Origin of the sequence: Microbacterium sp. (assembly GCF_031988965.1) — a bacterium.
Lineage (GTDB): Bacteria > Actinomycetota > Actinomycetes > Actinomycetales > Microbacteriaceae > Microbacterium.
In genome coordinates, this window is record NZ_DALZXX010000051.1 from 1 (window position 1) to 18,288 (window position 18,288).

The 18,288-nt window shown below is 69.2% G+C and carries 13 protein-coding genes; 7 read left to right on the forward strand and 6 right to left on the reverse strand.

The features are described from left to right. From ribD to RTM68_RS10355, 3 genes are all read right to left on the reverse strand, one after another. On the reverse strand, positions 1-510 hold a 510-nt coding region (gene ribD / locus RTM68_RS10345), incomplete at its 3' end, for a bifunctional diaminohydroxyphosphoribosylaminopyrimidine deaminase/5-amino-6-(5-phosphoribosylamino)uracil reductase RibD (protein ID WP_312170574.1). 272 nt (positions 511-782) lie between these two features. Further along, the gene (locus tag RTM68_RS10350) at positions 783-1,646 is read right to left on the reverse strand and encodes a DNA-formamidopyrimidine glycosylase family protein (RefSeq protein ID WP_312170576.1); all 864 of its coding nucleotides are present in this window, start codon (positions 1,644-1,646) and stop codon (positions 783-785) included. A gap of 33 nt (positions 1,647-1,679) precedes the next feature. Then, positions 1,680-2,243 carry a GNAT family protein gene (locus RTM68_RS10355; RefSeq protein WP_312170578.1) on the reverse strand — a complete coding sequence of 188 codons (564 nt, stop codon included), beginning with the start codon at positions 2,241-2,243 and terminating at the stop codon, positions 1,680-1,682. A gap of 77 nt (positions 2,244-2,320) precedes the next feature. Between RTM68_RS10355 and mfd the strand changes: the two genes are divergently transcribed. Continuing rightward, a complete protein-coding gene (gene mfd, locus RTM68_RS10360) occupies positions 2,321-5,884 on the forward strand; it encodes a transcription-repair coupling factor (protein ID WP_312170579.1) in 3,564 nt (1,187 codons plus the stop codon). Positions 5,885-5,900: 16 nt separating this feature from the next. Here mfd and RTM68_RS10365 read toward each other — a convergent pair whose 3' ends face one another. Further along, the gene (locus RTM68_RS10365; RefSeq protein ID WP_312170580.1) at positions 5,901-6,782 is read right to left on the reverse strand and encodes an SDR family oxidoreductase; all 882 of its coding nucleotides are present in this window, start codon (positions 6,780-6,782) and stop codon (positions 5,901-5,903) included. 174 nt (positions 6,783-6,956) lie between these two features. Here RTM68_RS10365 and RTM68_RS10370 point away from each other — a divergent pair, with 174 nt between their 5' ends. From RTM68_RS10370 to RTM68_RS10385, 4 genes are all read left to right on the forward strand, one after another. Further along, entirely contained in the window at positions 6,957-7,118 is a 162-nt protein-coding gene (locus tag RTM68_RS10370; RefSeq protein WP_312170582.1) for a hypothetical protein, read from the forward strand. Between the two features lie 38 nt (positions 7,119-7,156). Further along, on the forward strand, positions 7,157-7,813 hold the full coding sequence (locus tag RTM68_RS10375) for a gamma carbonic anhydrase family protein (RefSeq protein ID WP_312170584.1): 657 nt from the start codon (positions 7,157-7,159) through the stop codon (positions 7,811-7,813). Next, the gene (locus RTM68_RS10380) at positions 7,810-10,749 is read left to right on the forward strand and encodes an aminotransferase (protein ID WP_312170586.1); all 2,940 of its coding nucleotides are present in this window, start codon (positions 7,810-7,812) and stop codon (positions 10,747-10,749) included. Before RTM68_RS10375 ends, RTM68_RS10380 begins: the two co-directional genes overlap by 4 nt. Positions 10,750-10,903: 154 nt before the next feature. Continuing rightward, complete coding sequence (locus RTM68_RS10385) at positions 10,904-12,331, forward strand: APC family permease (RefSeq protein ID WP_312170588.1); 1,428 nt, start codon at positions 10,904-10,906, stop codon at positions 12,329-12,331. 86 nt (positions 12,332-12,417) lie between these two features. On the opposite strand, the gene gdhA is transcribed toward RTM68_RS10385, so the two are convergent. Next, positions 12,418-13,788 (reverse strand): NADP-specific glutamate dehydrogenase, encoded by a 1,371-nt coding sequence (gdhA, locus tag RTM68_RS10390; RefSeq protein WP_194764829.1) that lies wholly within the window; start codon positions 13,786-13,788, stop codon positions 12,418-12,420. Positions 13,789-13,933: 145 nt separating this feature from the next. Beyond that, the gene (locus RTM68_RS10395) at positions 13,934-16,621 is read right to left on the reverse strand and encodes a phosphoenolpyruvate carboxylase (protein WP_312170589.1); all 2,688 of its coding nucleotides are present in this window, start codon (positions 16,619-16,621) and stop codon (positions 13,934-13,936) included. Positions 16,622-16,727: 106 nt separating this feature from the next. Here RTM68_RS10395 and nhaA point away from each other — a divergent pair, with 106 nt between their 5' ends. Then, entirely contained in the window at positions 16,728-17,894 is a 1,167-nt protein-coding gene (gene nhaA / locus RTM68_RS10400) for a Na+/H+ antiporter NhaA (protein ID WP_312170591.1), read from the forward strand. A 67-nt stretch (positions 17,895-17,961) separates the two neighbouring features. Then, a partial coding sequence (locus tag RTM68_RS10405; RefSeq protein ID WP_312170593.1) for a MazG nucleotide pyrophosphohydrolase domain-containing protein occupies positions 17,962-18,288 on the forward strand: 327 nt, incomplete at its 3' end.

Sequence of the window (18,288 nt, forward strand, 5' to 3'; positions counted from 1 at the left end):
CGTGCCGTCGGAGGCGGCGGCGCGACCGTCGAGCGACTGCGCCCACTTCACGGTCACGTGCGGGCGCCCCAGTCGCTGTGCCGTGAGCCAGCCGTCGATGATGCGCTGTGCGACGTCGGCCTGCTCGCCGGCCTCGACGCTGACGCCCGCCGCACGAAGGCGATCGGCGCCGCCGCCGGACACCGCGCCCGGGTCGTCGAGAGCGTAGACGACGCGCTCGATGCCGGCCTCGAGGAGTGCGACGGCGCAGGGGCCGGTGCGCCCCGTGTGGTTGCAGGGCTCGAGGGTCACGACCGCGGTGGCTCCCCGGGCCGCGCCCGGAGCGAGCTTCGACAGTGCATCGACCTCGGCGTGCGGAGTGCCGGCACCATGGTGCCACCCTTCGGCCAGCACTGTGCCGTCAGGGGAGAGGATGACGGCACCGACCTGCGGGTTCACGCCGCGCGGGCCGAGCGTCGCGAGCTCGAGCGCACGGCTCATCGCCCGTCGTTCCGTCTCGTTGACTGCCATCCGTGGTCCTCTCTGAGGCTCCGGGGGATCTCCTCGAGGGGAGACGCAGGCAGAACGCGCGCGCGGCGGCGCACCGTGCTGCCTCCCTTCCGGACTAGCGAGGCTGCGCCTCGCACCACCGTCGGTCCCGGAATTCCACCGGATCGGCATCTCGGAGAACCGAGACGCTCGCGGACTGTCACCGCCGGTTCGGATTCTCACCGACCCCGGAGCACGTTGATGCTCTGAGTGTACTCAACGTGCCCGAAGACATTTCATTCCGCGTCGAAGTGCTACTTGAGCAGTCTCGACAGGCGCCTGTCGGCGAGGGGCTTGCCGCCGGTCTGACACGTCGGGCAGTACTCGAGAGAGCGGTCGGCGAAGAACACGCTGCGCACGGTGTCACCGCACACCGGGCAGGCCTCGCCACGGCGGGCGTGCACCTGCATGCCCCGACGTTTCGCGTCCTTCAGGTCGGCCGGCGGCTTTCCGGATGCCTCCGCCACCGCCTCCGTCAGAGTCGTCCTCATCGCGGCGAACAGGCGATCGACATCGTCGTCGCCCAGCTTGTCGGCGATCGCGTAGGGCGACATCCGTGCCGCGTGCAGGATCTCGTCGGAGTAGGCGTTGCCGATGCCGGCGATGACGCTCTGATCGCGCAGCAGCCCCTTGATCTGCGTGCGGCGCCCCTGGAGCAGCCCGCCGAAGACCTCGCGGGTGAAGGCCGACTCCAGCGGATCGGGCCCGAGTCGGGCGATCCCCGGAACGTCCTGCGGGTCGCGCGCCACGGAGACCGAGAGCGACTTCTTCGTGCCCGCCTCCGTGAGGTCGAAACCGCTCTCGTCGTCGAGCGCGACCCTCAGCGCGATCGGTGACTTGCCCGGCTTGATGAGCGTCGTCGGCAGCGTCTCGTACCAGCGCAGCCAGCCCGCCTTGGCCAGATGGAACACGAGGTGCAGGTCGGGGCCGCAGGAGAGCACGATGAACTTGCCCCGCCGCGACACGGAGGTGATCTCCGACCCGTGCAGCGCCGTGTTCGGCGGATCGTAGGTCTTGAGCGCGGCGATCGCTCCCACCGCCGTGCGCACGATCGTGCGCCCCACGGTCCGCTCGGCGAGGAATGCGGTCAGGCCCTGGACTTCCGGCATCTCAGGCATGCGCTCATCCTGCCACCGGCGTCCGACATCCGACTAGAGCACCGGCCAGGCGACCGGGGTGCGGTCGTCGGTCGCGAGCAGCCCGGCGAGCCAGCCGTCGTCACGACCGCGCTGGCTCGTGAGGCCCTGACGGGACATCCCCTCGTAGCGGAACCCGAGCGCGCGTGCAGCGCGGGCGGAGGGGATGTTGCCGACCACGGCGCGCCAGCCGAGACGCGCGACGTCGAGTTCGCGGAAGGCCCAGTCGACGACCTCCAGACCCGCCTCGACCAGGTAGCCGTTGCCGCGGGCCTCGGGGGTGACCCAGTATCCGATCTCGGCGTACCCGCCCGCCGGATGCCCGACGATGTGGTGCAACCCGATCGAGGCGACGAGCTCGTCGTCGCGATAGGCGCACCAGATCGCCTGACTGCCGTCTGCCCACCACTCGCCGATCAGACGCACGTACTCCTCGGCGTCCGAGCGGAAGTACGGGCTGGGCACGGTCGTCCACCGGGTGATCTCGGGATCCTGGCAGGCAGCCGTGATCGTGTCGACGTCCGCCCCATCGGGCACGTGGAGGACGAGGCGTTCGGTGGTGAGGGTGACCGGTTCCATCCGAGAATCCTACGGCGGCGATCACGGCGCCCTCAGGCATCGGGTCCGGTGTCGGTGGCCGCGACTAGGCTTGTCCGGTGACTGTTCCGGGGATTCTGCGCGCCTTGGAAGAGGCGTCTCTTTTTCGTGACGCCCTCAGCTGGGCGCAGACCGATGCCGATCTGGGCCTCGTCGACGGTCTCGACGCCCCGGCGCTCGCCGGGCTGCTCGAGAAGCGTCGCGCCGCCGGGCATCCCGCCGCATTGCTCACCGTCGTACCGACCGGGCGGCGCGCCGAGAGTCTCGCCGCGGCGCTCGGCGCCTACATCCCCGACGCCGAGATCCTGACGTTCCCCGCCTGGGAGACGCTGCCGCACGAGCGCCTCAGCCCGAGCCCCGACACGGTCGGCCATCGACTGCAGACCCTCCGCCGCATCGCGGAGTGGTCGGGGGACCACCCGCTGGTCGTGGTGGCCTCCGTGCGGGCGGCGCTGCAGCCGATCGCCGGCAATCTCGGCGAGATCCCCCCGCTCGAGCTGCGCGCGGGCACGCGGGGACACGAACTCGACCGCGTCGTCGAGCAGCTGGTCGAGCGCGCGTACTCGCGCGTCGACATGGTGTCGCGTCGTGGGGAGTTCGCGGTCCGCGGCGGCATCCTCGACGTCTTCCCGGCGATCTCCGAGCATCCCTTCCGGGTCGAGTTCTTCGGCGACGAGGTCGATCAGATCCGTGCGTTCTCGGTCGCCGATCAGCGCTCGCTCCCGGGCGACGTCACCGGCGTCGACCTCCCGCCGAGCCGTGAGCTCCTGCTGACGCCCGACGTGCGCGATCGCGCACGGGCCCTGATCGGTGGCTTCCCGGCCATCGCCGGAATGCTCGAGAAGATGTCCGAGGGCATCCCCGTCGAGGGCATGGAGTCTCTGCTCCCGGCAGTGTCGGGTCCCCTCAAGTCGCTCGCCGAGTACCTGCCCGAGGGCAGCGCCACCGCGGTCGTCGACCCCGAGCGCTCCAGCGCCCGAGCCATCACGCTCGGCGAGACGAACCGCGAGTTCCTCGATGCCGCATGGAGCGCCGCGACCTCGGGCGCCTCGGCGCCCATCGATCTGGGCGCCGGAGACTTCCTCACCATCGCGCGACTCCGCGAGGTCGTGCGCGACCGCGGCGGCGTGTGGTGGCGGCTCAGCCCGTTCTCGATCGGCGGCGAGGATGCCGAGACGATCGACGCCGCTGTGATCCCGTCGTTCCATGGCAACGTCGACGGCGCGATCTCGTTCGTCGACGCCAAGGTCGCCGAGGGCTGGCGGGTGGTCGTCATCGCAGCCGGCGCGGGGCTCGTCGACCGGGCGCGTGACGTGCTCTCCGATCGCGGGGTGGCCGCGCGCGTGGTCGAGAGGCTCGACGGCGCGCCGGACACGGGCGTCGCGACGCTCGTCACCGGATCCGTCGAGGCCGGGTTCCAGATCGCCGAGGCGAAGCTCGCCGTCCTCACCGACAACGAGTTCTACGGCCGCACCATCGGCGGCGACCAGCGCGTCGTCAAGAAGCTCGCATCGCGCCGCAAGAACGTCGTCGACCCGCTGCAGCTCAAGCAGGGCGACTTCGTCGTGCACAACACGCACGGCATCGGCCGGTTCGTCGAGATGACGCAGCGCGAGGTCTCGACCGGCGGACGCAACGCGACCAAGTCGACGCGCGACTACCTCGTGCTCGAATACGCGCCCTCGAAGCGCGGCTACCCGGGTGACAAGCTGTTCGTGCCCACCGATCAGCTCGACCTGCTGTCGAAGTACGTCGGCGGTGAGGGCCCGACCCTCTCGAAGATGGGCGGCAGCGACTGGTCGCAGGCGAAGGGCAAGGCCCGCAAGGCAGTGCGCGACATCGCGGTCGAACTCGTGAAGCTTTACTCCGCGCGCATGAGCGCGAAGGGCCACGCGTTCGGCCCCGACACCCCGTGGCAGCGCGAGCTCGAAGAGGCGTTCCCGTTCGCCGAGACCCTCGACCAGCTGCAGACCATCGACGAGATCAAGGCCGACATGGAGCGACCGATCCCGATGGATCGGCTGCTGTCGGGAGACGTCGGCTTCGGCAAGACCGAGGTCGCCGTGCGCGCCGCGTTCAAGGCGATCCAGGACGGGAAGCAGGTCGCGATGCTCGTGCCGACCACGCTGCTCGTGAAGCAGCATCTCGAGACCTTCACCGAGCGCTTCGCCGGATTCCCCGTCAAGGTGCGCCCGCTCTCGCGCTTCCAGACCGACAAGGAGGCGCGTCTCACTCTCGACGGTCTGCTCGACGGCACCGTCGACATGGTGATCGGCACGCACCGCATCCTCACCGACCAGGTCATGTTCAAGGACCTCGGCCTGATGATCATCGACGAGGAGCAGCGCTTCGGCGTCGAGCACAAGGACACGCTCAAGAAGATGAAGATGAACGTCGACATCCTCGCGATGAGCGCGACGCCGATCCCTCGTACGCTCGAGATGGCGGTCACCGGGATCCGCGAGATGTCGACTCTCGCGACCCCGCCGGAAGACAGGCACCCGATCCTGTCGTTCGTCGGTCCGCGCAGCGACAAGCAGATCACCGCGGCGATCCGCCGCGAGATCCTGCGCGAGGGTCAGGTGTTCTTCGTGCACAACCGCGTGCAGTCGATCCAGCGGGTCGCGGCCGAGCTCGCGGAGCTCGTTCCCGAGGCGCGGATCGCCGTCGCCCACGGGCAGATGGGAGAGCACGCGCTCGAACAGGTCGTCGACGACTTCTGGGAGCGCAAGTTCGATGTGCTCGTCTCGACCACGATCATCGAGACCGGTCTCGACATCTCGAACGCCAACACGATCATCATCGACCGCGCCGACAAGTACGGTCTCAGCCAGCTGCACCAGCTGCGCGGCCGGGTCGGACGCGGGCGTGAGCGCGCCTACGCGTACTTCCTCTACGACGAGATGAAGCCGCTCAGTGAGACCGCGGCAGACCGACTGCAGACCATCGCCGTGAACAACGACCTCGGCTCCGGCATGCAGGTCGCGTTGAAGGACCTGGAGCTGCGCGGCGCGGGCAACCTGCTCGGCGGCGAGCAGGCGGGCCACATCGCGGGCGTCGGATTCGACCTCTACCTCCGCATGATCGGCGAGGCGGTGGCGACCTTCCGCGGCGAGGACGTCGACTCGGGGCAGGAGCTGCGCCTCGAGCTGCCCCTGGAAGCACGGATCCCCGAGTACTACATCGACAGCGAGCGGTTGCGTCTCGAGGCGTATCAGAAGCTCTCGGCGGCCTCGAGCGCGACGGCGAAGGACGACGCGATCGACCTGGTCATCGAGGAGCTCACCGACCGGTACGGGAACCCGCCCGAAGACGTCGAAGGCCTGATCGCGGTCGCGCGTCTGCGTCGCCGCGCCGCTCGGGCCGGACTCTCCGATGTCGTCGTGATGGGGTCGAACCTCCGCATCGCACCCGCCCGGCTCGAGGACTCGATCAAGGTGCGTCTGCAGCGGCTCTACCCCAAGGCGAAGCTCGTGGCCGGTGGCGAGGCGCTCGTGGTGCCGATGCCCACGGTTCCCGCGGCCATCGGCGTCGGAGTCGAGCCGCTGCCGGACGCGGAGCTGCTCCAGTGGGTCGGGCAGCTGTTCACCGCGATCTTCCCCGAGCCGGTCTCGGCCGAGTGAGCGCGCGGTCGAGCTCCTAGAGCGAGAAGCCGCCGTCGGTGGTCAGCACCTGGCCGACCACCCATGAGCCGGCGTCGGTGCACAGCCAGCCGATCAGCCGCGCCGGATCCTCGGGGCGCCCGACGCGGCCGAAGGGGGTTCCGGCGATCCACTCATCGACGCCGGACAGGTCTCGATCCGTCGTCTCGGCATCGAGGTATCCGGTGTTGACGGGCCCGGGATTGACCGTGTTCAGCACGATCCCGACGTCGAGCAGCTCGGTGGCCGTCGAGCGGGTGATGCCCGACAGCGCGGCCTTGCTCGTCGCGTAGGAGATCTCCCCGCGCATGGCGCCGTGGATCTGCCCGGAGGTCATCCAGATCACGTGACCGGTCGGCTTCTCGAAGGGGCCGAGTGAGGGGATGCTGTCGCCGGGACGGGCGGTCGGTGTGACGTCGCCACCGAGCTCCTGGCGACGCCGACGCGCGAACCCGGCCGTCAGCAGCAGCGAGGCACGGGCGTTGGCCTGCCAGTGCGCGTCGAGTCGCTCGGCCGTCATGTCGAAGATCGTGCCGTCGCCACCGCTCATCGCCTGGTTGCAGACGACGATGTCGAGCCGGCCCGACAGCGCCGATGCCGCATCGAGGAGCGGTTCGATGCTCGCGGGGTCCCGCAGATCCGCCTGCGCGTCGCCCAGGACGGCGCCGTCCACGAGAGCGTCGCGCACGCCCGCGCGCACTGCATCGAGGTCGTCCCCGCCCCACGGATGGTCGAGATCATGGGGGCTGAAGTGGTGGAAGAACACGTTCGCCCCGAGCGAGGCCAGCGTGGTCGCGGTCGCGAATCCGATGCCGCGTCGGCGGGAGACGCCGGTCACGAGCGCGGTGCGTCCGAACAGGGGGAGGTGGGTGGAGTGCATGGGTGAGCCTTTCGATCGAGGATGCCCCGGGCGCGCCGAACGGCGGCCGGAGGCGGGGGAGGATCGAGTCACCTGCATTGCATGGGCGCCAGCGTAGCAGGCGGGGTCTACTCACTCGCGGCGTGCGCGTCAACGGGGTGGGCGAGGGCGACGTGCCCGGCGCATGCTCACCCCATGTGGATTCTCCTGCTCCTTCTTCTCGTGGTCTGGGCCGGCCTGACCGTCTTCGGCTTCCTCGTCGAGGGACTGCTCTGGCTGGCGATCCTCGGCATCGTGCTCTTCCTCGCGACCGCGGTCGTCGGCATGCTCAGAGGACGTGCGGCCACGAAGGAGTGAGGCTCTCTTCGCGGTGCCGACGACGCTACGCTGGCGTCATGTTGTACGAGCACCTCGGGGCTCGGCCCCGGATCCATGACACCGCCGTCGTCGCTCCCACCGCCGTCATCTCCGGCGACGTGGAGATCGGACCCCACTGCCAGGTACTGCACGGCGCCGTCATCACGGCGGAGGGCGGTCCCATCACGCTGGGTGAGCACGTCATCGTGATGGAGAACGCGCTGATCAGGGCGACGGCGGCGAATGCCGTGCACATCGGACCCCACACGCTGGTCGGCACGCTGGCGAGCATCGCCGGTGCGACAGTCGGCGAGGAGGTCTTCCTGGCCTCGGGTGCCCGGGTGTTCAACGGCGCTCTGGTCGGCGACCGGTGCGAAGTGCGCGTGAACGCCATCGTGCACCGGCGCGCCGTGCTTCCCTCCGGCACAGTCGTGCCGATCGGGTGGGTCGCGGTCGGCGACCCCGTGCAGCTGCTGTCGCCCGACCGCGATGCCGAGATCGCGGCGGCGCAACCGGAACTCGACTTCCCCGGTCACGTGTTCGGAGTCGACCGTGACACTCCCGACCTGATGGTGCAGCTCACCGAGCGCTACGGCACCTCTCTCGCGCGGCACGCCGGCGACGTGCAGGTCGACGCCGTGCAGGTCGACGATGACCACCCCGACGGGGGCGACGGCTCGGCGGGTCGCGAGTGAGCACCGGCGCAGGACTCGTCCGCCCGGAGGTGACCCCGGCCGATGCCGTGCTGATCGCGCACGAGTGCTACGGCATCGACGCCGAGGCGACCGAGCTCGGCAGCAATCAGGACCGCAACTTCGTGCTGGTCGAGCCGGACGGCACGCGAAGCGTGCTGCGGGTGGACAACCCCGTGTTCGGCGACGACGCACGCGATGCGCAGCACCTGGCGATCGAGGCGTATCGGAGGGCGGGCGTCCGGGTTCCCGCGGTCCTCCCGGGGCTCGACGGCCTGCTGACGCAGCGGTGGGGTGGGTTCGCGGTGCGGCGGAGCGAGTTCGCCGACGGTGAGGAACTGGTCGACGCGGGGTATCTCGCCCCGGTCGTGCTCGCCGAGTTCGGCGCGCTCGCCGCGGCCTCTGTCAACGCGCTGGCCTCCCTCGAGCATCCGGGACTCGATCGCGAGCAGATGTGGGACATGCGCGTCGCCCATGAGCAGGTTCGCGTCCTCGCCACGTCGATCGGGGAACCGGTGCTGCGGCGGCGTGTGCTCACCGCCGCGGACGAGGCGCATGCTGCGCTGTCGCGCGTCGCGGAAGCCCTCCCGGTGCAGCCCATCCACGGCGACCTCACCGACGACAATGTCATGGGGATGCGCGGCCCCGACGCGAGACTGCATCCGCACACCGTGCTGGATCTGGGTGACCTCGGACTCGGATGGCGCGTGGCCGAGCTCGCCGTCTGCGCCTCGTCGATGCTCCACCACGAGCCGGATCGGCCTCTTCGCGCCCTCGACACCATCGGCGCGTTCCACGCCGATGCCCCGCTCAGCCGTGACGAGTCGCTCGCGGTCTGGCCGCTGATCGTGCTGCGCGCCGCGCTGCTCGTGGCGAGCGGCTGGCGTCAGCTCGAGATCGACGGTGACAACGAGTACGCGCGTGAGCGCATCGCGGGGGAGCAGGCGATCTTCGACGCGGCGACGGCGGTGCCTCTGGTCGAGGCGACGGAGCACGTGCTCGCGCGTCTCGGCGTCGAGGCGCGGGAGTTCGACGCTCCGGGCCTTCCCGGTGACGTCCTCGGCTTCCTGCCCGATGTGAGTGGTCCTCTGCGCGTGATCGATGCCGGGGTCGAAGCGGATGCGCTGGATGCGGGCCGCTGGACCGCGCCCGACGCCGAGGCGCTGCTCATCGAAAAGGCCTTCGACGACGGCGCGCGCGTCGCGGTGATGCCCTACGGCGTCTTCCGGCTCACCCGCACGAGCCTCGACACGGCGGATGCCGCCGCGACCTGGCCTGTCGAGACCGAACTGCACATCGCCCCCGGACCCTCCTCGCGGCTTCTCGCTCCCGTGGCGGGCGACATGTCCGTGGGGGGCGACCGCGTGCGCATCGCGACGCATGACGGGTGGGTGGTCGAGATGCGTGCCACGGAGCTCGAGCCGGTGCGCTCCGCCGCGGTCGAGGCCGGAGAGAACATCGGCAAGCTCGCGGCGTCGTTCGAGACGAGGACGATCGTGCTGGCGGTGCGGCGCGGTGATGCTCTCGACCAGGAGGCGATCGTCGGCGGCTCGCGCCTCGTCACCCCCGAGCGTGTGGCGGCCTGGGCGAGACTCTCTGCCGACCCTGCACCGCTGCTCGGCCTGGCATCGCTGGCGCGTCCAGATGAGTCGGCAGCAGAACTCCGCCGCAGGGAGGTCATCTTCGCCGAGGCGCAGGAGCGCTACTACGAGCACCCGCCGCAGATCGAGCGCGGCTGGCGACACCACCTCATCGACACCACCGGACGCAGTCACATCGACATGGTCAACAACGTCGCGGGCCTCGGGCACGGTCACCCCGCGATCGCCGCGGCCGCCGATCGTCAGCTGCGCACTCTCGCGACCAACTCCCGCTTCCTCTTCCGCGACCTGGCCGAGTACAGCGAGCGTCTGATCGCGCTCATGCCGCAGGGGAGCGGGCTCGACACCGTGCTGCTCGTGAACAGCGGCTCCGAGGCCGTCGATCTCGCCCTACGTCTCGCTCAGGCGGCGACCGGTCGCCGCACCGTCGTCGCTCTCCGTGAGGCGTATCACGGGTGGACCATGGCGAGCGATGCCGTCACGACGAGCGCCTACGACAATCCGCACGCGCTCGAGTCACGGCCCGACTGGGTGCACGTCGCCGATGTGCCGAATCCCTTCCGAGGCACGTACCGGGGCGATGGGGCGGCCGAGGGATACCTCGCCGACCTCGACGATGACCTCGATGCTCTCGCCGGCGAGGGCAGGGACGTCGCCGCGTTCCTCTGCGAGTCGGTTCTCGGCAACGCGGGTGGTGTGCTTCTGCCCGAGGGGTACCTGGCCGGCGCATACGACCGTGTGCGAGCGCGGGGCGGCCTGTGCATCGCCGACGAGGTGCAGGTGGGATTCGGCCGCATGGGATCGACGTTCTGGGGGTTCGAGCAGGCGGGAGCCGTTCCCGACATCGTGACGATCGCGAAGCCCATGGGCAACGGCTTCCCGATCGGAGGTGTGATCACGTCGAAGCGGATCGCCGATGCGCTGAGCAGCCAGGGACAGTTCTTCTCGTCAGCCGGAGGCAGCACCCTGAGCTGTCGGATCGGGCTCGCGGTGCTCGACGCGATGATCGAGGATGACGTGCAGCGCAATGCTCTCGAGATCGGCTCGCGTCTCGCCGACGGCCTGCGCGAGCTGGCCGACCGGCATCCGCTCGTCGGCCCCGTGCACGGTGCCGGACTCTATCTCGGAGTCGAACTCGTGCGAGACCGCGAGACCCTCGAACCCGCGGCGGCCGAAGCCGCCGCGATCTGCGAGCGGCTGCGCGAACTCGGCGTCATCGTGCTCACCACGTCGGAGCGATCGAACGTGCTCAAGGTCAAGCCTCCGCTGTGTCTCACCGCCGAGAGCGCTGACCACGTGGTCGCCATGCTCGACCGTGTGCTCACCGAGGGATGGTGACGGATCCTTCGAAAAGCGCGCGAAACGCTCATGTTAAATGCGCATTTCGAATCGGATTCCCTCTTCCGCTGATGAATCGCACGGGTCCATACTGTTGCTCACAGAGCCGGATGCCCCGAAGTCCGGCCCCTGCGCTGTTCTCGAGGGAGTGCACATGGCCACGAAGACGAAGCCGCTCGCGCAAGGCGGCGGAACACTCAGGCGCAATCTCGGTCTCTGGGCGATCGTAGGTCTCGGACTCGGCTACATGACGCCGACCGTCGTCTTCGACACGTTCGGCATGGTCGCTCGCGACACCGACAACGTCGTCCCCGCCGCCTATCTGGTCGCGCTGGTGGTCATGGTCTTCACCGCCATCAGCTACGGCAAGATCTCCAGTGCCATCCCCAGCGCAGGATCCGCCTACACGTACGTCCGCGAGTCCATCCATCCCAACCTCGGCTTCATGGTCGGCTGGACCTCGCTGATCGACTACGTGCTGCTCCCGATGGTGAACTGCCTCATCATCCGCAGCTACCTCGAGGCGCTGTTCCCCGACATCCCGGGGTGGATCTGGGTCGTGCTCTACTGCATCCTCGTCACGTCGATCATCTACATGACCATGCGCGGCACCTCGAACATGAACATGATCCTGCTCGTGTTCTCCATCGTCGTGATGGTCGTCTTCGTCGTGATGGTCGTCGCGCAGCTGATGCGCGGCGAAGGGGCGGCCACGATCGCCTCCGCCGCTCCGTTCATCCATGACGGCGCGACGCTCAGCGCGGTGCTCATGGGGGCGACGATCGTCTGCTTCTCGTTCATCGGATTCGATGCCGTCACCATGTACGCCGAGGAGGCGAAGGATCCGAAGATCATGCCGAAGGCGATCCTCCTCACCGTGCTGCTCGGAGGCGCGATCTTCCTGATCGCCGGATACGTCACGCAGCTGCGCTTCCCCGATTGGAACGAGTTCGCGCCGGGCGGCGACATGCAGTACGTCGAGGATTCCACGCTGCCGATCATCGGCAACCTCGTCGGCGGCAACGTGCTCATGGCGGTGCTGACCGCCGCCGGATTCTGCGCGACCCTGGCCTCCGGACTCGCCTCGCACGCCTCGGTGTCGCGCATGCTGCTGGTGATGGGACGCAACAACGTGCTCCCGCAGAAGGCGTTCGGCTACATCAACCCGCGCACGCACACGCCGACGTTCAACATCGTGCTGGTCGGTGCGATCTCGCTCCTCGCGATCCCGTTCACGCTCGAACTGATCGCGGCGTGGATCAACTACGGCGCACTGATCGCCTTCACGTTCGTGAACATCTCGGTGATCGCGTGGTTCGCCGTGCGCAAGGGGCGTCGCAAGACCCCGGGAGACATCGTCAACTACATCGTGATGCCGGGAATCGGAATGCTGCTCACCGGCCTGCTCTGGGCGAACCTGCACTCGGATGCACTCGTCGGAGGTCTGACCTGGACGGCGTTCGGAGTGATCTACCTCGCCGTGATCACGAGGGGCTTCCGCAAGAAGGTGGTCGCCTTCGACGAGAACCAGGCGGTGACCGGTTTCAACAAGGTCGTGAAGGTGCCGGTCGACGAGACCTGAGCACACTCACCTCTTCGAATCGCGCACTTCGCAGAAATCGACGGATAAAACCTGCAAAGTGCGCGATTCGAAACGAGGGCGGAGGATCAGATGACACCCTGTGCGAGCATCGCTCCGGCGACCCGCTCGAAACCGGCGATGTTCGCGCCCGCCACGTAGTCTCCGGCGACGTCGTACCGCTCCGCGGCGTCGAAGGCGGCACTGTGGATGTCGGCCATGATCTCGCGCAGCTTGTTCTCGCTGGCGTCGAAGCTCCAGCGCTGACGAGAGGCGTTCTGGCTCATCTCGAGCGCAGAGGTCGCCACGCCACCGGCGTTCGCGGCCTTGCCGGGCGCGAACAGGACACCCGCGCTCTGGAAGGCCTCGACCGCGGCGGGAACGCACGGCATGTTCGCGCCCTCGGAGACCGCACGCACACCGTTCGCGATGAGCGCCTCGGCCGCGTCGAGATCGAGCTCGTTCTGCGTGGCCGACGGCACGGCGATGTCGACGGGAACCTCCCACACGCTGCCGCCCTCGACGAAGCGGGCGCCGGGGCGCCGGTTCGCGTACTCGACGATGCGAGCGCGCTCGACCTCTTTGATCTGGCGGAGCAGGTCGACATCGATGCCGGCGTCGTCGACGACGTAGCCGGAGGAGTCGGAGGCCGTCACGGCGGTCGCGCCCAGCTGCGAGGCCTTCTGGATCGCGTAGATCGCGACGTTGCCCGAACCCGAGACGCCGACGCGCTTGCCGTCGAGCGAGTCGGCGTGCACTCCGAGCATCTCCTGAGCGAAGAAGACGGCACCGTAGCCCGTGGCCTCGGTGCGCACCTCGGCGCCGCCCCAGCCGGTGCCCTTGCCGGTGAACATCCCCGACTCGTGGCGGTTGGTGATCTTGCGGTACTGGCCGAACAGGTAGCCGATCTCGCGGCCGCCGACGCCGATGTCACCCGCGGGCACGTCGGTGTGCTCACCCAGATGGCGATAGAGCTCGTTCATGAACGACTGGCAGAAGCGCATGATCTCGGCATCCGAGCGGCCGTGCGGGTCGAAGTCCGAACCGCCCTTGCCGCCGCCGATGCCCTGGCCGGTGAGAGCGTTCTTGAAGATCTGCTCGAAGCCGAGGAACTTGATGATCGAGAGGTTCACCGAGGGGTGGAAGCGGAGTCCGCCCTTGTACGGGCCGAGGACCGACGAGAACTGGATGCGGTAGCCGCGGTTGACCTGCAGGCGTCCGGCGTCGTCGACCCACGGGACGCGGAAGAGGATCTGTCGCTCCGGCTCGACGAGACGCTCGAGGATGCCACCGTCGACGAACTGAGGATTGCGCTCGAGCACGGGAGCGATCGAGTGCAGCACCTCGTGCACGGCCTGCTGGAACTCGGGCTCGTGCGGGCTGCGGGCCAGCACGGTGTCGAAGACGGGCTGTACGGACTCGGCGAGCGGGTGGAAGTCAGCGGAGGACGAAGAGGTCACGCGAGAGCTTTCTGACGGGGGATGGAGAAGAGAGCGATCGTGTCGCGTGAAGGGTCGCCGGATCGGGCGGAGTTTTCACTCTATCGGGCACCGGGATGTGAGACCTCTCGCATCCCGGTACACAGCACGCGTCACCGACGGAGGGTCATCCGGTGTTCTGCAGGCCGGCCGCGACGCCGCTGACCGAGAGCAGCAGCAGGCGCCGCTGCTCGTCGTCCGAGCCGGATCCCGTCGCCTCGGCAGGGTCGCGCAGAGCCCGGAGGGCACGGAGCTGCAGCAGGGAGAGCGCGTCGACGTACGGCGTGCGCAGCTGCACGGCGCGCTGCAGGATCGGCTTGTTCTCGAGCAGCCCGACACCGCCCGTGAGGCGGATCACCCATTCGCGCGTCAGCGACATCTCGTCGAGCACGAGCTGGGCGAGGTCATCGCGGTCACCCAGTGCGAGGTACTCGCGGGCGATCCGCTCGTCGGTCTTGGCGAGACTCATCGCGACGTTGTCGATCATGGTGCGCAGCAGCGGCCACTCGCGGTAGGCCTCGGTGAGCCGCGCCTCGTCGCCGACCGCGGCGAGCGCCGTGCCGAGCCCGAACCAGCCGGCGAGGTTGATGCGCGCCTGGGTCCACGCGAACACCCACGGGATGGCGCGCAGATCCTCGAGCGACTCGACCGACAGGCCGCGTCGTGCGGGACGCGATCCGAGGGCGAGCAGGCCGATCTCCTCCATCGGGGTGACCGTGGCGAACCAGGGGGCGAAGCCCTCGGCCTTCACGAGCGAGAAGAAGCGGTCTCGCGAGGAGCGGTCCATGACGGCGGCGATGTCCGCGAAACGCGCTGCCGCGTCGCTGGTGCGCTGCTCGACGGTCGGAGACGACGCGAGCAGGGTCGCCGCGGCGACCTGGTCGATGTGGCGCATGGCGATCGCCGGCTCGCCGTAGCGGGCGAAGATGACCTCGCCCTGCTCGGTGAGCTTGAAGCGGCCGTCGACCGAGTGCGGCGGCTGGGCGAGGATCGCCGAGTTCGCCGGTCCGCCACCGCGTCCGAGAGCGCCGCCGCGGCCGTGGAAGAGCGTGAGCTCGAGACCCTGTTCCTTCGCCCACTGGGCGATCTTCTCCTGGGCCTCGTACAGTGCGAGGTTCGCGGCGACCGGGCCGACGTCCTTCGACGAGTCGGAGTAGCCGAGCATGACCTCGAGCTTGTTGCCGGTCGCGGCCAGGCGCTCCTGGAATTCCGGGAAGGTCACGGTCTCGGCGAGGATCTCGGGGGCCGCCTGCAGGTCGGCGAAGGTCTCGAACAGCGGCACGACGTCGAGCACGGGCGCGTCGTCGCCGAGCGCGTGCTTCGCGAGCCGGTGGACGTTCGCGAGGTCGGATGCCGCCTGCGTGAAGGACACCACGTATCGTCCGGCTGCGCGGAGACCGCGGTCGCGCTGGATCTCCGCGATCGCGCGGAAGACCTCGAGCACCTCTTCGGTCTGGGCGCTGATCGCGTCGCCGGCCTCGAGCTCGGCGAGGGCATTGGCGTGCACCTGCGAGTGCTGACGGACCTCGAGCTCGGTCAGGTGGAACCCGTAGGTCTCGACCTGCCAGATCAGATGCTGCACGCCCCCGAACGCGTGGCGCTGGGCGCCCGCGTCTCGCAGTGAGGCCTGCACCGCGCGGAGGTCGGCGAGCAGTTCTTCCGGTGCCGCGTAACGCTGCTCGTCACCGCGTCGCGTCGCACCGACGCGGTGCGAGAGAGCGAGCAGGACGCGACGATACGGCTCGCCGGGGGAGCGTGCTCCGAGCTCTTCCGCCCTTCGCGGCTCGGCGGCGGCGAAGCGGTCCCAGAGCGCGGTGACCTCGGCACTCGGGGGTGTGTCCTCGGCATCGAGGGTGAGGGTGCGTCCGATGCGCTCGAGTGCGCGCTCGAGTCCGCGCAGCACGTGGTCCGCCGCGATCTGCGAGGCCTCACGCGTCACCGAGGCGGTGACGAAGGGGTTGCCGTCGCGGTCGCCGCCCACCCACGAACCGATGCGCACGAACGCCGGGACGACGGGCTCGGTCGACCCAGAGTCCTCCCCGCGCAGTGCGTCGTCGATGCGGCGGTACACGTGCGGGACCGTGGTGAAGAGCGTCTCGTCGAAGACGCTCATGACCTGGCGCACCTCGTCGGTCGGAGAGGGCTTCTGCGCGCGCAGCGGCGCGGTGCGCCACAGGGTGTCGATCTCCTCGAGCATCCGGCGACGGGCGCGGTGCTCCTCGGCGCCTCCGTCGCTCGCCGCGTCGTGCTGCGTCAGCAGCTCGGAGAGCCGTCGGATGCTCGACGAGACCGCGCGGCGGCGCGCCTCGGTCGGATGCGCCGTGAACACGGGGTGGAAGCGCAGGCCTTCGAGGCGGCGGCGCGCCTCATCGTCGCCGACCTCCGTCTTGAGTCGGGCATATGCCGTGGCGACCGTGTCGGCGGCATCCTCACGCCCGGGCTGGCCTGCGCGCTCGCGGAGGACGCGCACGCGCTGGTGCTCCTCGGCGAGGTTGACGAGGAGGAAGTAGCACGTGAACGCGCGAGCGACCTCGTCGGCACGGGCGATGCTGAAAGACTCGGCGATGGCCGCCGCGCGTTGGAACGCGTCGGAGGTCTCCTCGTCGTAGGCCTGGATGGTGGCGAGTCGCAGCCGCTCGACGTCCTCGAAGAGATCGTCGCTGCCGGACTCCCGCAGCACCTGGCCGAGAAGCGCGCCGAGCATTCTGACGTCGGAGCGCATCGCGTCCGGAATGCCGCGGCCCGCCTCGAAGCGACCGATGATGCGGATTGCCGAGGTGTCGGTGGGCTCGGGGAAGGCGTGTTCGGGGGTCACCGTTCGAGAGTATCCCGGGTCGGGGTGGTGCTCTGAACTCATGACGGTCCGAGACGCGGGTGATGAGTCTGCTGCCGGGGCGACGGTCAGAACTACCATGGAGGCGATGCGCATCTCCGCGAACCCCCTCCGTGGACAGCAGTTCCCCGCTGTCCTCCTTCTCGTCGCCGCCGGCCTCGGCCTGCTGCTGGCGAACCTGCCCTCGCACGACGCGCTCGCCGCTGTGCTCGACTTCCACATCGCCGTGCCGGGCACGTCCCTCGATCTGTCGATCGAGCACTGGGTCTCTGACGGGCTTCTGGCAGTGTTCTTCCTGGTCGTGGCGATCGAGCTGCGGCACGAGCTGACGCACGGCGAGCTCGACTCTCCGCGCAAGGCCCTGCAGCCCGCGATCGCGGCGGCGGGTGGTGTGCTGGTGCCGATCGCCGTGTACCTGCTCATCGCCGGCGACGCCTCGACGGTCACGGGCTGGCCCATCCCGACCGCGACGGACATCGCCTTCGCTCTCGGCGTGCTCGCCATGTTCGGTCGCGGCCTGCCGTCGACGGTGCGCGTGTTCCTGCTGGCGCTCGCGATCCTCGACGACATCATCGGCATCATCTTCATCGCCGTGCTGTTCGCCCACGACGTGCAGTGGCTGCTGCTCGGTCTGGCCGTCGTCGCCGTGGCGGCGTTCTGGCTTCTCAGCCGCCTCCTGCACGCGAAGGGGCACCCGGCGGTCGCTGTCGCGATGGTGCTCGTCGGCGTGGTCGCCTGGGGGCTCGTGGCCGCATCCGGCATCCATGCCACCATCGCCGGCGTGATGCTCGGTCTCGTGATGTCGCCCGTTCCTGCGGGTCGCACCCGGCACGCGCTCGAACCCACGGTCAACGGCGTGATCCTGCCGGTCTTCGCCTTCGTCGCGGCATTCGTCGTGATCCCCGACCTCGCACTCTCCGAGCTCTCGCCGGCCTTCTGGGGCATCGCCATCGCGCTCCCGGTCGGCAAGATCGTCGGCATCTCGCTGTTCGGCTGGCTCGCCATGCGCATCCGCCCGCGAGGCACGGCGCCCGCTCTGCCGTTCGCCGACATCCTCGCCGCCGGAGCCCTCGGGGGTATCGGCTTCACGGTCTCGCTGCTCCTGGCGAACCTCGCGTTCGCCGCGGATGCGGGCATCCGCGATCAGGCGATCCTCGGTGTGCTCGTCGGATCGCTCCTGGCGCTCGTGCTGTCGGCCGTGATCGTGTCGCTCCGTGCACGCTCGTATCGGCGTCTGGGCATCGCACACTCATGATCATCCGCGAGGAGGGGCCGTGACCGACGAGCAGGAACTCGATCCGCTGCGTGCGGCGGCGGAGACCATGCGCCAGGTGCGTGACCGCTGCGTCTGGTCGCAGCAGATCACCCACCGCGACCTCGTGCCGTATCTGATCGAGGAGTCGCACGAGGTGATCGACGCGGTCGAATCCGGCACGCGTGCGGATCTCCGCGAGGAGCTCGGCGACCTGCTCTGGCAGGTGCTGTTCCATGCGGCCATCGCGGCCCAGGATCCCGATGATCCGTTCGACATCGACGACGTCGCCGACACCCTGACCGAGAAGATGGTCCGGCGGCATCCGCACGTGTTCGCGGGGGAGGTCGCGACGACCCCCGAGGAGGTGCTCGTGCACTGGAACGCCGCGAAGGCG